12 protein-coding genes are annotated in these 13,509 nt (G+C 59.4%); 6 read left to right on the top strand and 6 right to left on the bottom strand.

Features of this window, described 5'->3' with window-relative positions; genetic code table 11:
- The first annotated feature begins 138 nt into the window (after positions 1–138).
- Together RVM24_RS18950 and tcdA are read left to right on the top strand one after the other, a co-directional pair.
- A complete protein-coding gene (locus RVM24_RS18950; RefSeq protein ID WP_431474575.1) occupies positions 139–1,914 on the top strand; it encodes an acyl-CoA dehydrogenase C-terminal domain-containing protein in 1,776 nt (591 codons plus the stop codon).
- 257 nt (positions 1,915–2,171) lie between these two features.
- On the top strand, positions 2,172–2,969 hold the full coding sequence (tcdA, locus tag RVM24_RS18945) for a tRNA cyclic N6-threonylcarbamoyladenosine(37) synthase TcdA (RefSeq protein ID WP_106694438.1): 798 nt from the start codon (positions 2,172–2,174) through the stop codon (positions 2,967–2,969).
- Here tcdA and RVM24_RS18940 read toward each other — a convergent pair.
- From RVM24_RS18940 to RVM24_RS18925, 4 genes are all read right to left on the bottom strand, one after another.
- A complete protein-coding gene (locus RVM24_RS18940; RefSeq protein ID WP_286253507.1) occupies positions 2,966–3,946 on the bottom strand; it encodes an NADP-dependent oxidoreductase in 981 nt (326 codons plus the stop codon). The two genes, tcdA and RVM24_RS18940, sit on opposite strands and share 4 nt — an antisense overlap.
- A 77-nt stretch (positions 3,947–4,023) precedes the next feature.
- A complete protein-coding gene (locus RVM24_RS18935; protein ID WP_072678627.1) occupies positions 4,024–4,488 on the bottom strand; it encodes an acyl-CoA thioesterase in 465 nt (154 codons plus the stop codon).
- Complete coding sequence (locus RVM24_RS18930; protein WP_431475418.1) at positions 4,485–5,570, bottom strand: SMP-30/gluconolactonase/LRE family protein; 1,086 nt, start codon at positions 5,568–5,570, stop codon at positions 4,485–4,487. The genes RVM24_RS18935 and RVM24_RS18930 overlap by 4 nt, the downstream gene beginning before the upstream one ends.
- A gap of 102 nt (positions 5,571–5,672) precedes the next feature.
- The gene (locus RVM24_RS18925) at positions 5,673–6,464 is read right to left on the bottom strand and encodes an alpha/beta fold hydrolase (protein WP_106694436.1); all 792 of its coding nucleotides are present in this window, start codon (positions 6,462–6,464) and stop codon (positions 5,673–5,675) included.
- A 387-nt stretch (positions 6,465–6,851) separates the two neighbouring features.
- On the opposite strand from RVM24_RS18925, the gene RVM24_RS18920 reads away from it, so the two are divergent.
- The 3 genes from RVM24_RS18920 (at position 6,852) to RVM24_RS18910 (ending at position 10,065) form a co-directional block, all read left to right on the top strand.
- Positions 6,852–7,892 carry an AraC family transcriptional regulator gene (locus RVM24_RS18920; protein ID WP_106694435.1) on the top strand — a complete coding sequence of 347 codons (1,041 nt, stop codon included), beginning with the start codon at positions 6,852–6,854 and terminating at the stop codon, positions 7,890–7,892.
- Positions 7,889–9,325 carry a cardiolipin synthase gene (gene cls, locus RVM24_RS18915; protein WP_072678630.1) on the top strand — a complete coding sequence of 479 codons (1,437 nt, stop codon included), beginning with the start codon at positions 7,889–7,891 and terminating at the stop codon, positions 9,323–9,325. The genes RVM24_RS18920 and cls overlap by 4 nt, the downstream gene beginning before the upstream one ends.
- Positions 9,326–9,402: 77 nt before the next feature.
- On the top strand, positions 9,403–10,065 hold the full coding sequence (locus tag RVM24_RS18910; protein ID WP_072678631.1) for a GntR family transcriptional regulator: 663 nt from the start codon (positions 9,403–9,405) through the stop codon (positions 10,063–10,065).
- Between the two features lie 20 nt (positions 10,066–10,085).
- Here RVM24_RS18910 and RVM24_RS18905 read toward each other — a convergent pair whose 3' ends face one another.
- On the bottom strand, positions 10,086–12,296 hold the full coding sequence (locus RVM24_RS18905; RefSeq protein ID WP_431474574.1) for a patatin-like phospholipase family protein: 2,211 nt from the start codon (positions 12,294–12,296) through the stop codon (positions 10,086–10,088).
- 7 nt (positions 12,297–12,303) lie between these two features.
- Positions 12,304–12,912, bottom strand: coding sequence for a hypothetical protein (locus RVM24_RS18900; RefSeq protein ID WP_286920919.1), 609 nt, complete (start codon positions 12,910–12,912; stop codon positions 12,304–12,306).
- A gap of 231 nt (positions 12,913–13,143) precedes the next feature.
- Here RVM24_RS18900 and RVM24_RS18895 point away from each other — a divergent pair, with 231 nt between their 5' ends.
- On the top strand, positions 13,144–13,509 hold the full coding sequence (locus tag RVM24_RS18895; protein WP_061332529.1) for a hypothetical protein: 366 nt from the start codon (positions 13,144–13,146) through the stop codon (positions 13,507–13,509).

The raw sequence follows: 13,509 nt of genomic DNA, 5'->3' as shown, positions 1-13,509 counted from the left end.
GATACGAAAATTCAATGCCTTCGGGCCACCAGCCAGCAAACCAAAAAATTCAAACGCTCGTATGAAGAGACACTTCCGGATTGAAACAACGACATCCGGCAGTCATTCAGACTGCTAAATCCAAACAGGAGAGTATCCATGCAATACCAGGCACCAGCGAACGATCTTCGCTTTCTGTTGTTTGATGTGTTGGGCGCAGACAAACTGCACGAACTGGAAAAGTACGCCGATGCGACTCCGGATCTGATTTCGGCGGTGATCGATGAAGCCGGCAAACTGGCGTCAGAGGTCATCCAGCCTACTAACCAGATTGGCGACCGCCAGGGTTGCAGTTACGATCCGGAAACCAAATCGGTCAAGACACCTGACGGCTTCAAAGAGGCCTACCAGAAGTTTGTGGAAGGTGGCTGGACCGCTCTGGATGCACCACTGGAATTCGGCGGGCAGGGCCTGCCCCACACCCTGAAGTTTGTCGTGGACGAAATGGTGTGCTCCACCAACCTGTCCCTGGGCATGTACCCCGGCCTGACCCACGGTGCCATCAGCGCCCTGTATGCGCACGGCTCCGAGGAGTTGAAGCAGACTTATCTGGAAAAACTGATTTCCGGCGAGTGGACCGGCACCATGTGTCTGACCGAGCCCCAGTGCGGCACCGATCTGGGCCTGATCCGCACCAAGGCCACACCGAATGACGACGGCAGCTACGCCATCGAGGGCACCAAAATCTGGATCACCGGCGGTGAGCACGACCTGGTCGACAATATCGTACACCTGGTACTGGCTAAGCTGCCGGGCGCACCGGACACCACCAAGGGCATCTCCCTGTTTGTGGTGCCCAAGTTCCTGCCGGATTCCGGCGAGCGCAACCCCGCCTTCTGTGGTGGCCTTGAGCACAAGATGGGCATCAAGGGCTCTGCCACCTGCGTGATGAATTTTGAAGGCGCCAAAGGCTGGCTGGTAGGCGAGCCCAATAAGGGCATGAGCGCCATGTTCACCATGATGAACGAAGCCCGGCTGATGGTGGGCATGCAGGGCCTTGGCTTGGCCGAGATGGCTTACCAGGAAAGCCTGGCGTTTGCTAGGGAGCGCCTGCAAAGCCGCTCCCTGAGCGGCCCCAAGAACCCGAACGGCCCTGCTGATGCGATTATTGTGCACCCGGACGTACGCCGCATGCTGATGCGCCAGAAGGTGCTGAATGAAGGTATGCGGGCACTGGCGCTGTTCACTGGCCATCAACTGGACCTTTCCGTGGCTCACCCGGATGAAAGCGTGCTTGAAAACGCCGATGACCTGGTGCAGCTGCTGACGCCTGTGGTTAAAGCCTTCCTGACCGACGAAGGCTATAACAACGCCAACTGGGGCCAGCAGGTTCTGGGCGGTTCTGGCTTCACCCAGGATTGGCCGCTGGAGCAGCTGGTTCGGGACGGCCGTATTGCCCGCATCTATGAGGGCACCAACGGCATCCAGGCGATGGACCTGGTGGGCCGGAAGCTGTCCCTCAAGGGAGGCCAACTGGTTCGCGCCCTGTTCGCAGAACTGACCGGATACCTGAAGGACAACCCGGAGGCGCCGTACCGCGAAGAACTCAAGGTTGCGCTGAAGAGTCTGGAACAGGCCACCATGTGGCTGGCCCAGAATGCCCCCAAAGATCCGGAACAGGCCGGCGCTGCCGCCACCCCGTACCTGCGGATTATGGCCCTGACCGTGATCGGTTATCTGTGGTCTCGCATGGCCGGCGTCGCAGGCCAGCAGCTGCAACTCGGAGAGGGTAATAAGCCGTTGCTTGAGGGCAAGCAGGTATCCGCCCGCTACTATTTCGAGAAGCTGATGCCTGAAGTGGACTGGCTGCTAAAAGACATCCAGACCGGCAAAGACAGCCTGATGGCGTTTGAAGACGAGCACTGGGTGGCTTAAACGGCAATACCGGTCTGGCCAAAATGGCTGGCCGAAAATGACCGGTAATTGGCAACTTCTGACCTTCTTAAAGACAGATCAGAACTTGATAATAGTCACGTTGATTAGTGTCTCTGAACTAGTCCAACCCGCCTCTTGCCGAGCCGGGTACCTTCTTGAAGCCGCGCTCTTGCGCGGCTTTTTTTATCGCGTTTTCCCGCCTGCGGCAGTCTCGGTTACAATGCGCTTCTCTTTTTTCCCTGCATTCCGGAGGCTGAATGACCGCCGATGATTATCCGTTCCGCTTTGGCGGCATAGAGCGCCTCTATGGCCGCAAGGCCCTGAACGCCTTCCGTAATGCCCACATAGCCATCGTCGGCCTCGGTGGTGTTGGCTCCTGGGCCGCTGAATCGCTGGCTCGCAGCGGCATCGGCACGCTCACCCTGATCGACATGGACGACATCTGTGTGTCCAACACCAACCGCCAGCTGCATGCCCTGGAGGGCCAGTATGGCCACACCAAGACCGATGCCATGGCCGAGCGGCTGAAGGCCATCAACCCCCAGGCGGATATCCGGGTGCATTTCGGGTTTTTAACCACCAAGAACGTGGCAGAGTTGATTACCGAGGATATGACCGGGGTGGTGGACGCCATCGACAGCGTGAAGGCGAAAGCAGCGCTGATTGCCCATTGCCAGCGGCGGAAGGTTCCGATTGTCTGTGCCGGCGGGGCCGGCGGCCAGATGGACCCAACCCAGATTCAGGTGGCCGACCTGAGCAAGACCACCCAGGACCCGTTGTTGGCAAAGGTGCGCAATATGCTGCGCCGGGAGTACGGGTTCTCCCGGAATCCAAAGCGGCGTTTTGGAATTGAGGCGGTGTATTCACTGGAACAGCTCACCTACCCCGCCGCCGATGGCGAGGTGTGCCTTCAGAAGCCGGCCACCGAGGGTCCGGTGCGGCTTGACTGCGCCTCCGGCTTCGGCGCAGCCAGCCCGGTAACCGCCAGTTTTGGTTTCTTTGCCGCCTCCCGGTTATTGAACCGGATTGCCCGCAAAGCCAATCAGGCCGATTAACGGCAATCCAGCACCAGCTTGCCCCGCACATGACCGCCTTCCAGCAGTTCGTGGGCTGCCTGTACCTGGTCCAGGGAAAATACCTGCTCAACATGGACCTTCACATCACCGTCTTCAATCAACTCGGCGATTTCATCCAGATGGAAGGCATCCGGCCGTGAGCGCATGCCGTGGGCTCGAACGCCCATGGCTTCTGCGGCGCTGACCACTTCATCGGCGGTCACCGTGGGGATGGTTACCAGCACGCCGGAATCACTGAGGGTTTGCAGGGAACGCTTGCCGGTCTCTCCCCCTACCAGGTCCAGCACCACATCCAGGCCATAGCATTCTTCGGTGAAGTCGGTGGTGTGGTAGTCGATCACCTCATGTACCCCCAGTTCCGCCAGGAAATCCCGGTTACGGGAGGACGCCGTCACGATGACGTGGGCGCCCCGCTCCAGGGCAAACTGAACCGCAAAGTGCCCAACACCGCCGGCCCCGGCATGAATCAGGATTTTCTGGCCAGACTCCAGCTCCGCCACCTCAAATAAGGCCTGCCAGGCAGTGAGCGCAGCAAGGGGCACGCCGGCAGCCGCGATCAGGTCCAGCTCTTCCGGCACAATGGCGAGATCTTCAGCGTCGGCAATGGCGTACTCGGCGTAGGCTCCGCCAGTGACCGGGAAACCGATCATGCCCATCACCCGGTCGCCCGGCACCAGCGTGGTCACACCTTCACCCACGTCCACCACTTCACCCGCCGCGTCGTAACCGGGCGTCCAGGGCAGACTGTTTTCTATCTGGGTTGCGACGAATCCCATGCCCTTACGGGTTTTCCAGTCGATGGGATTGAGGCCGGCTCCGTGTACGCGAACAAGCACCTCGCCCTCACCCGGTTGCGGAATGGGCGATTCTGTCACGCGCAGCACATCACGCTCACCAAAGCGATCATAGACCACGTGGCGCATGGTGCCGGTTTCGGTCAGATCAGATGATTCCATGGGTGTCTCCAGACAGCAGTGAACGGTGCCGTTACCGGCCTGAACTCTCAGACTAGCAGAATTTTACCTGCCCGGCCTCAACCGGGCAGGCCCCGCCCGCCGGCTACCAGCGCGCCGCCAAGTATCTCGGCGAAGGCCTTGGGCGCCCGGGCTGGCCGCTGGGATTTCATATCGACACAGGCATGGGTGGAGAGCGCGCGCAGCAAGGTTTTGCCATCGGCCGGGCGAATCAGCTGAAACTGCCGGGCAGAGCGGAAACGGCCATCCCAGTCGGTGAGCCAGGTACCCAGCACCAGTTCATCCCCGGCATTGGCAGAGGCCAGGTAATCCAGCTCAGTGCGAGTAATCGCCATGGCCTTGCCGGTCTCTTCATGCAGGGCCCAGGTCATGCCCAGGCTGTCGATGTGCTGCCAGCTCACCTCTTCCAGCCAGCGCACATACACCACATTATTGGCGTGCCCCAGCCGGTCGGTGTCCTCCGGGCGAACGGTGATGGTCATGGTAAACGGGTCAGGCAAGTCCCAGTTCAGCGCCTGTGTCATGGTTGCTCTCCAAGGCCGGGAATAGCGTGCAACGGTAGCCGGCCAATACGGTCATTGTGAAGTGAACCAAAGTATAGAACGCCATCATGGGGATTCACCGAGGTGATTTCCTGAAGGTGGCTGCCGCGCGTATCGTGCAGGCTGGTGATCATCTTACCGCTGGCATCAAAGGCAACCACCAGCCCATACTCCTGTGGCTGGGGCTTCAGACTGTCAGGCAACTTGGCCACCAGATTCTTCAGCCAGGGCTTGCGATGCATGCTGTCCACCTGAGCATTGCGTAAGGTTGGAAACGCGACCCAGTAGCGGTCCTGATCATCTACGGCCAGGTTATCGGGAAACCCGGGCAGGTTGTCTGCAAAGACTTCAGCCTGGCCCGCCCTGGGCCCGGTGATCCAGTATTTCAGGATACGGTACTTCCAGGTTTCGTTAACCAGCACGTAGTCACCCGCCGGCGACACCGCCACGCCGTTGGCAAAGTGCAGGTTGGCCAGCAGGACTTCGGTACGGCGGGTACGAGGATTATAACGAAGCAGGCGGCCGTGGGGGCGCATTTCCAGCAAATCCAGAAGGTAGTCCGGCTGGCGGAAGCGGGAACTGGCGTCGGTGAAATAGATACGGCCATCCGGCGCAATGTCCACGTCATCGGTAAAGCGGAACGGCGTGCCTTCGGCCTCGCGGGTCAGTACCGACAGGGTGCCGTCTGGGGTGATGGACAGCAGGCCTTTCCAGGCATCAGCGACAATCAGGTTGCCCTGGGCATCGAATACCATACCCAGTGGCCGTCCGCCGGTCTCCAGCCAATTCTCTACAGTACCATCAGGAAACACGCGCACGATCTTGCCGTCCTGGGTACCGGTGTAAAGCACGCCGTTTGCATCAATGGTGGTATCTTCCGGACCATAGACCTGGCCCCGGGCCAGCAAGTCTGCCAGGCGCAGGCGTTCGTTGGGCGCCAGCACACCGGTCATGGCCGGCGGCGATGGTGCCTCCCAGGCCTTGCTGTCAACCGGCGACGGCGTGAGCAGGAAGCTGCCCAGCAGTAGAAAGATGACCAGCAGGCCTATCAACAACCATTTCATCATGTGCGCCCGATCCATTGGTGATTGTTAGACGGTAGGCAATATCAAAGCACCCTAACCTTAGCAGACATTACCGGGTTTCTGGCAACGCAGGACAGGCCGTCAGGATCCGAGAAAACGACGACACAAAGCCGCAAAGGTATCGGGCTTTTCCGCATGCAGCCAGTGCCCGGTACCCTCGATTATCTTCAGTTCGGCGGCCGGGAACAGTTGCCGGATGGGGTCTTGATGTTTGCTTTGGATATAGGCGGAATCAGCGCCTTTGATAAACAGCACCGGACCATTGTATGGCCCCTCACCCTCCGGCGCGGCGGCCAGTTTCTGATAACAAGTGTCAATCACAGGCAAATTCAGGCGCCAGCGGAACATCTGATCACCATCACGGGCCTGCTCTGCCGGTATCCGCTCCAGGTTTTTCAGCAGGAACTGCCGCACGCCCGGGATTTCAACAAATTCGGCCAGGCGCTTGTCCGCTTCCTGGCGAGTTGTTACGCCAACCAGGTCCAGGTTCTTCATACCATCCAGAACCGCATCATGCCGGGCTTTGTAGGTGACCGGTGCTATGTCCGCGACGATGATACCCTTGACCCGTTCCGGATAACCCAAGGCGACCTGCATCGCCACCTTGCCACCCATGGAATGACCCAGCACCCAGGCCTTGTCCAGATTGTGAGCGTCCATGTAGGCCACCACATCGGCCGCCATGGCCGGGTAATCCATGTCGTCGGTGTGGGGCGAACTACCGTGATTGCGCTGATCGAGGGCGTGAATCTGCCAGCCATCTTCCAGGCGGCGGGCGATACCCCCAAGGTTCTCAAGGGAGCCGAACAGCCCATGCAGCAGGATCAGGGGCTCGCCCTGGCCGGTAATACGATGATTCAGTTCAACGGTCATGCGCTGACAGCCTCCGGTGATGGGGATGAACCGGATACACTACCATCGCCAGACTCGGGGGCAAGGAGAAATTAGGCAGACAAACCGCAGGCACAAAAAAGCCGGGATAAACCCGGCCAGAAGGTCACAGACATTACGACGGACAGATCAACAGTAGAAGATGCTGTCCAGATATTCCGCCAGTGCCAAAACGTTTTTACGCTCGGCCTCGTTATGGGGTACAAAGATTTCCCGTTCCATACAACACCTCCATTTTGCCTGTTGGCTACTTCAACCTGATGCGTACCATGCTATCGTTGAAGCTATGGCAAGCCGTTGACTGGCTGTGCCAATCGTTTGACATTTTGTATCACTCTGACACACAACCACCCGGAGCCAACCATCGGCATGCACGCGCAAATGGACCAAGCCGATCCCCCGCAGGTTGCGGCGTCCAGCACCCTGGCACTGGTTCACTACCTTGATACGCTCGGGCTGTTAGACCGCTCCCGCGTAGAGGCGCTCACCGGCCTGAGCCTGGAAGCCCTGGAAGATCCGGATTTGCGCATTCCCGCCAGCACTCACTACCAACTTTGGGAACTGGCGGAACAACTGACTGGAGACCCCGGTGTTGGACTGCATGCCGGGCAGGTTGTTGACCCTGAACGAATGGGCCTGGTCGGGCATGTATTCTTCAATTGCGACACACTGGGCGAGGCCGTCGTGCAGTACGTGCGGCTGCACCGGCTGATCAACGAATCGGTAACCCTGAGCTTTGAGCAAACGCCGGATCAGGCCATCCTGACCTGGCAGCCAGACCACCCCGATCACTACTGTCGTCAGGATATGGATCGCACCCTGGCGGCGGCCCTGTGTCGAACCCGTCATTTTATTCACCGGGGCATTGAAGCCGACTGGCTGGAAGTGGCCCATCCGGAACCCGGCTATGCCAGCGAGTACCGGAAACTGTTTGGCGGGCCGGTTATTTTTGGTGCCGGCATCACCAGAATGGCGTTCTCCAGCCAGCACCTCGGGCACCCGATTCCCCATCGCAACCCGTATGTCTATTCCGCCATGCTGAAGCAGGTCAATGCGGTACTGGCCCGTCTGCAAACGCGGAAGTCGTTCAGCCGCAAGGTTCGCCGCCTGATTTCGCGCCAGATGGCCACCGATCGCATTGATGCCGACACCCTGGCCCGGCAATGCCATATGAGCCGCCAGACCCTGTACCGCAAGCTGAAAAAAGAAGGCCTGAGCTTCCATGACCTGGTGGAACAGGTGCGCCAGGACAAAGCCCTTCGGTATGTGGCTGACGATCAGTACGCACTGGGAGAAATTGCCTTCCTGCTAGGCTTTTCCGAACTCAGCGCCTTCAGCCGTGCCTTCAAACGCTGGACCGGCGTGGCACCGGCCCAGTTCAGGGCAAGCCACCAGGAAGGCAAGAGATGACCCCGGATAACCTGTCACTGCTGGCCATCCCCCTTGCTGCACTGTACCTGGCGGCCCTGGCCTGCATTTATCGGATCCTGCTCAGCTATCGCACCGCCCAGGGGGCCATTGCCTGGATCATCGCGCTGGTAGGCCTGCCCTATATCGCGGTGCCACTGTTTGTTCTGTTCGGCAGAAGCCGCTTTGGCGGTTATGTCAAAGCCCGCCGGATGGGCGATCAGTCCCTGACCACCCTGCTGGACCAGTTCGAGAAGCAGACCACGTCGATCTCCAACCCCGGCCACGAACATTTCAGCGATGAGCTGCAGGTGCTGTGCAAGTTGAGCCGGCAGCCGTTTACCAGCGGCAACCAGTGCACCCTGCTGAAAGACGGAACCGCAACCTTTGAGGCCCTGTTCGAAGCCATGGAGGATGCCAGGCAATACATTCTGCTGGAGTTCTACATCGTGCGCTCAGACAAGGTGGGGCAGCGCATCAAGGCGATTCTGGAACGCAAGCTGGCGCAGGGTGTCGAGGTGTGGTTTCTGTACGACGACATCGGCAGTGTGTTGCTGTCACGGCGCTGGCTTAACGAGCTGTCAGCCGCCGGCGCGCGCATCGCTTCGTTCGGCAACGGTAACGTGCGCCGCCGGCGTTTCCAGATCAATTTCCGGAACCACCGGAAGTTACTGGTCTGTGATGGCAAGGTGGGCTTTGTTGGCGGCATTAACCTGGGCGACGAATACCTGGGCACCGCGATGGACCAGGAACCCTGGCGCGATACCCACTGTCGCATTGAGGGCCCGGCCGTGACCGGGTTGCAGCTGGCGTGGCTGGAAGACTGGCACTGGGCCAGCAATATCCGCCCGGAACTGGACTGGCACCCGGGCTTTGACACCGGCGGTGATCAACAGGTTCTGGTGCTGCCTACCGGGCCTGCAGACACCTGGGAAACCTGCACGCTATTCTTCCTGAACAGCATCAACAATGCCCGCACCCGAATCTGGATTGCGTCGCCCTATTTTGTACCAGATTTCCAGATCATGAACGCCCTGCAGCTGGCGGCACTGCGGGGGGTGGACGTTCGCATCCTGATTCCGGAAAAATCCGACAGCCGGCTTATTCGCCTGGCGGCCTATTCCTACCTGGTGCAAGCCAGCCAGGCCGGCATCGGGATCTATCGCTACCAGCCCGGTTTCATGCACCAGAAGGTGGTGCTGGTGGATGACCGTTATGCTGCCGTGGGCACGGCGAACCTGGACAATCGCTCCATGCGCCTGAACTTCGAGATCACGGCGGTGAACACCAACGAGGACTTCGTCCGCTCGGTCGACTCCATGCTCCGGGAAGACCTTGAGTACTGCCAGAGAATGACTGAGCGAGACTACCAGGACCGATCCATCCTCTTCCGACTCAGCTGTCGCGCGGTGCGACTGCTGGCGCCGTTGCTGTAGCGGTTATTCTGGCTCCGGCAGAAACATTGTGCGACCATGGCCTTTCCGACGGTTCACCTGCTGTAAACAGATAACCCATGAACGCATTCAAGCCCAGAGAAACCCTGACCGAACAAGTCGCCCGCCATATTGAAAACCTGATTGCCTTTGAACAGCTGAGATCCGGTGAGCGCATCTACGAAAGCTCCATGGCCAAAGAGATGGACGTCAGTCATGGTTCCATCCGCGAGGCGCTGTTACTGCTGGAAAAACGGCACCTGGTCCGCAACGTGCCACGCAAGGGGGCATTCGTTACCCCGCTGGACGAGCACTTTGTACGAAGTCTCTATGAAATTCTCGAACTGTACCTGACCCACACCGGCCAAAAACTGGTGCGACAATGGCAACCCGAGGACATGGCCCGGCTTGAAAATCTGTATCGGCAAATGAAGGACTGCTACCAGAAAAACGACCTGATGGCGTTTCTGGAACTGGGCATTGAATACACCAAGGCGTCACTGGTGTACGCGGACAACTACTTTATCGTCTCCGCCATTGATGACCTCTGGCCCTCGGCCAAACGTTGTGCATTTGTCGCCTTTCGCCAAGGCGGGGCACAAGTACTGGAGGACAATCTGGCACACATGGAAGAATCCATCCGCGCCATTGGCAACCGGGACGAAGCGGCCCTGGCAAGCATCCTGCACCGATACGCCATCCAGCAATGCGAACAGGTTCTGGCCGCCATCAACGTGGGTTGAGACTGGCGCTGGCTGATGGGTCAGTAGAACAGCTGGGTAAACGAGAAGCCGATATTCAGGTAGGCGGTCCAGTTATCCTCGTTGTTGTAGGCAGCGGCCAGTTGCACCGGCCCGAGCAGGGTATCCACGCCAGCAAAGGCACTCCAGGAACGCACGGTGTCGCCCCACCGGGCATCGCGCATACTGTCCCAGGCATTGCCGGTTTCAAAACCGGCGCCGGCAAACCAGGGCATGACCGGACCACCAAACTCCCGCCGACCGTACACAGAGGCCAACACCGCGTCGTTGCCGGTAATTTCCCCCGGGGCATAGGCTGAAAGCTGGCGAAAACCACCCAGGCGGGCGGCGTTTTCAATACCGGCATCGCCGCTGAAAATCTGGCGGGTATACAGCAGCCCGGTCAGGTTAAAACGCTCCCAGGTGCCAGTACCCAGCAGCATGGCCGTCACGCCATCAAAGTGCCGGTCTGAGCCGAGATCTTCCCGCTCAATCCGCCCGCGGATCCCGGCAAACGCACCAGATTTCGGGAAGAAGGCATCGCTCAGGGAATCGTGCACCAGCTGCAAGCTGACATGCCCCTGATGCACATTGTCGGCGGGGGCGACCGGAACACCCACTTCGTCATCAACCGAGGCATACCCGCGCACATAGGCCAGACGAACTTCTCCGTTGCCTCCCAGCTCCATGCCCAAGGCCAGGTCCACTTGCCGGAAGGTGACATCCACTTCCGAGATGCGCCGGCCCTGATCGTAGATGCTGTAATCGTCGCGTCGATACTCCACACCGACCACGGCAAACCGGTCATAGCCGAAGGTCAGCGGCTGGTACCACTGGCTTCGGACCCAGGGCTGGGTGCCCAGCTGAACACCGGTCAGCCACTCGGCGCCCAACCGGTTCAGCTCGGTCATGCGCAGGCCGGCTGCCAGATTGAAGCGGGTATTTCCCTCAAAGTTATCTTCATAGTTGAGCCCGAATGACAGGTAATTAGGTCCCCAGCTTTTCTCCCGCGCCCGTATCACAAGGACCGGCCCCGCTTCCGTAGGTGCCAGTGACCAGCCCACGGATTCGTAATAGCCAAGGCCATAGATACGCTTCAGGTCTGCCTCAAGCTCCGGTACGTCCAGCACCTCCCCCGGTTGCTGGCGAATCCGCTCCCTCAGGAAGTCTGTCGCCAGACGCTCGCCCTGGGCGATCTCAACCCGAACCACAGGCCCAGGCACCCAACTGCCTGCGGCACGGCGCGACTGATACGCCGCCCACTGTTCCTCAGGCACCGACAGCCGATTCAGGGCAACCGCATGCTCTCGGGCGGCGGTGGCACCCAGTTCGAACAGGACCGGTGCATCGTAAAAGTCGGCGGAGCCAAAGCCTTCGAGGTCCGGGTGAACCAACACGTCTTGCTCGGTCAGCAGTGCCAACTGGGCATCGGTATTCCTGCGGGTTATCAGGGTAGTCAGTTGCCCCACCACCGAGAAAGCCTCCCGCAATTGATCGGCGCCCATCATCGGATCGGTGATATCCACGGCAATGACCACATCCGCGCCCATCTCCCGGGCTACACTGACCGGCAGATTGTTGGCAACGCCTCCGTCCACCAACAGCCGACCGTTGCGCTCAACTGGCGCATAAACGCCCGGAATGCTCATGCTGGCCCGAATGGCCTCAGCAAGATTACCGTCTCCGATGACCACCTCTTCACCGGTTTCAAGGTCGGTGGCCACGGCTCGGAAGGGAATGGGTAACTGATCGAAATTTTCAACCAGGGCAGCATTGCGGGTGAGTTCATTGAGGATAAAGCCAAGATTCTGCCCGGTCACCAAGCCTCCGCCCAGGTGCACACCTTGCCTGCTGACCCCCAGGCCGGGCACCAGTGGCAGACGCCAATCGTCCTGTTTGCGCCGGACCGGCTTGAACGCCCGGCCGGGGTCGTCGCGGAAGCTGGACAACCAGTCCAGCTCCAGAAACCGCTGCTCAATCTCGGATACCGACATACCCGAGGCGTAGAGTGCCGCCACGGCGGAGCCGGCACTGGTGCCTACCACCACATCCACCGGCACCCGCATTTCTTCCAGCACCCTCAGAACGCCCACATGGGCCATCCCTTTGGCACCGCCACCACTGAGCACCAGCCCAACTTTCGGGCGTTCTGAGGGTTCTGACGCCAGTACTGGCGCCCACAACAGGGGCACCAGAATGAACAACAGAAACAGATAATACCGCCGGTCAGGCAAATCCCGGTCAGCTCTTGTCGCGGTGTTTGTCATCGTCGGCCAGGGAAAGGTGGGAAACGTCCGGAACCATCGGTGGTGGCAGATCTCGTTTTACGCCCAGATCGGAGCCAGGAGGCGCCAGGCTCCAGTCATCCAGGTGCTCGAACATGGGCGTTTCCGGGTCTTCGTGTTCCACCAGGGTGACACCCACCGGGTCCAGGGTCAGGCCTGAGCCCGCGAGGATATCATCCACTTTGTCACCGGCCACCGGTAGGCGATCTCCGGGTTCGGTCGCCGGCACATTGCCCTCAGAGGCCGGTTTCGGCGGGGCCGATGGTGCTTCAGTCTCGGCTTGCTGATCAGCCTGGGAAACCGGCGCAGGTTTCGGTGCCGGGGCCGCAACCTGGGCAGCCCCGGCCATCGGTTGTACATGGGCAATCATGCCATGCTTGCGCAGCACCGCCTGGTACTTCTCTGCCTGAACCTGTTCCAGCTTGTTACGAATAACGACTGGCTGGCCACTGAACATGCGGTCCAGTTGCTCCACGCTGGCCTTGAACAGGGCCCGGGCGTTGTTGCGGGCAGTCTCGACATCAGTACCTGGCGCGCATTCACCCCTGAATACAAGCTGGAACATGGCTATCCCTCTCACTTTCCCAATGGTTCTGGCTCCATAATAGCGGAAAACCAGCTCTGCGGCAGGCAGGCAAACACCCGGCGACGCGGAATTATGTCCAAAATGCAAACAATTGAAAAATACCGGGAATCAATGACGAAATTTTCGACACTCTCTGCAATAATCAACCGTAACCAAACTTTACACTTGGTAACATAGAAGTTATCTCATCCGTTTTCGGGAGTGCTCGTTATGCGCACCAGACTATACGCCTTCGCATCCGCGGTTGCGTTATCGATGCCAGCCAGCCAGGTACATGCCGAAAATCTTGACGTTTTGATGAGCCAGGTTTTTTCCAACCAGGAAGCCACCTACATCGGTTTTGAAAGCGTGGAACGGGAAGACATCCCGGAACAAGCCGCCGTAGACCGGAAATATCTGATCGTCGACTTCCGACTCGCCGAGCAGAATCCGGAAAGTGAGCAGCTTCAGGCCAGCGTCCACAAAGTCTGCATGACCCTGCTGAAAGACCGGGCGCTGGTTCGCTCCCTGTCAGACTCCGGGTACGACATGGTGTCGGTGGCGTTCGACCGCAAATCCCAGTTCGACTGCCTCTAA

This window comes from Marinobacter sp. KM021, from assembly GCF_050707965.1.
GTDB lineage: Bacteria > Pseudomonadota > Gammaproteobacteria > Pseudomonadales > Oleiphilaceae > Marinobacter > Marinobacter shengliensis.
This window is presented reverse-complemented; position numbering and strand designations above follow the sequence as displayed.

Excerpts from the sequence above, each read along its gene's own strand:
- RVM24_RS18950 (WP_431474575.1), top strand. The coding sequence starts at position 139 with ATGCAATACCAGGCACCAGCGAACGATCTTCGCTTTCTGTTGTTTGAT.
- tcdA (WP_106694438.1), top strand. The coding sequence starts at position 2,172 with ATGACCGCCGATGATTATCCGTTCCGCTTTGGCGGCATAGAGCGCCTC.
- RVM24_RS18940 (WP_286253507.1), bottom strand. The coding sequence starts at position 3,946 with ATGGAATCATCTGATCTGACCGAAACCGGCACCATGCGCCACGTGGTC.
- RVM24_RS18935 (WP_072678627.1), bottom strand. The coding sequence starts at position 4,488 with ATGACACAGGCGCTGAACTGGGACTTGCCTGACCCGTTTACCATGACC.
- RVM24_RS18930 (WP_431475418.1), bottom strand. The coding sequence starts at position 5,570 with ATGAAATGGTTGTTGATAGGCCTGCTGGTCATCTTTCTACTGCTGGGC.
- RVM24_RS18925 (WP_106694436.1), bottom strand. The coding sequence starts at position 6,464 with ATGACCGTTGAACTGAATCATCGTATTACCGGCCAGGGCGAGCCCCTG.
- RVM24_RS18920 (WP_106694435.1), top strand. The coding sequence starts at position 6,852 with ATGCACGCGCAAATGGACCAAGCCGATCCCCCGCAGGTTGCGGCGTCC.
- cls (WP_072678630.1), top strand. The coding sequence starts at position 7,889 with ATGACCCCGGATAACCTGTCACTGCTGGCCATCCCCCTTGCTGCACTG.
- RVM24_RS18910 (WP_072678631.1), top strand. The coding sequence starts at position 9,403 with ATGAACGCATTCAAGCCCAGAGAAACCCTGACCGAACAAGTCGCCCGC.
- RVM24_RS18900 (WP_286920919.1), bottom strand. The coding sequence starts at position 12,912 with ATGTTCCAGCTTGTATTCAGGGGTGAATGCGCGCCAGGTACTGATGTC.
- RVM24_RS18895 (WP_061332529.1), top strand. The coding sequence starts at position 13,144 with ATGCGCACCAGACTATACGCCTTCGCATCCGCGGTTGCGTTATCGATG.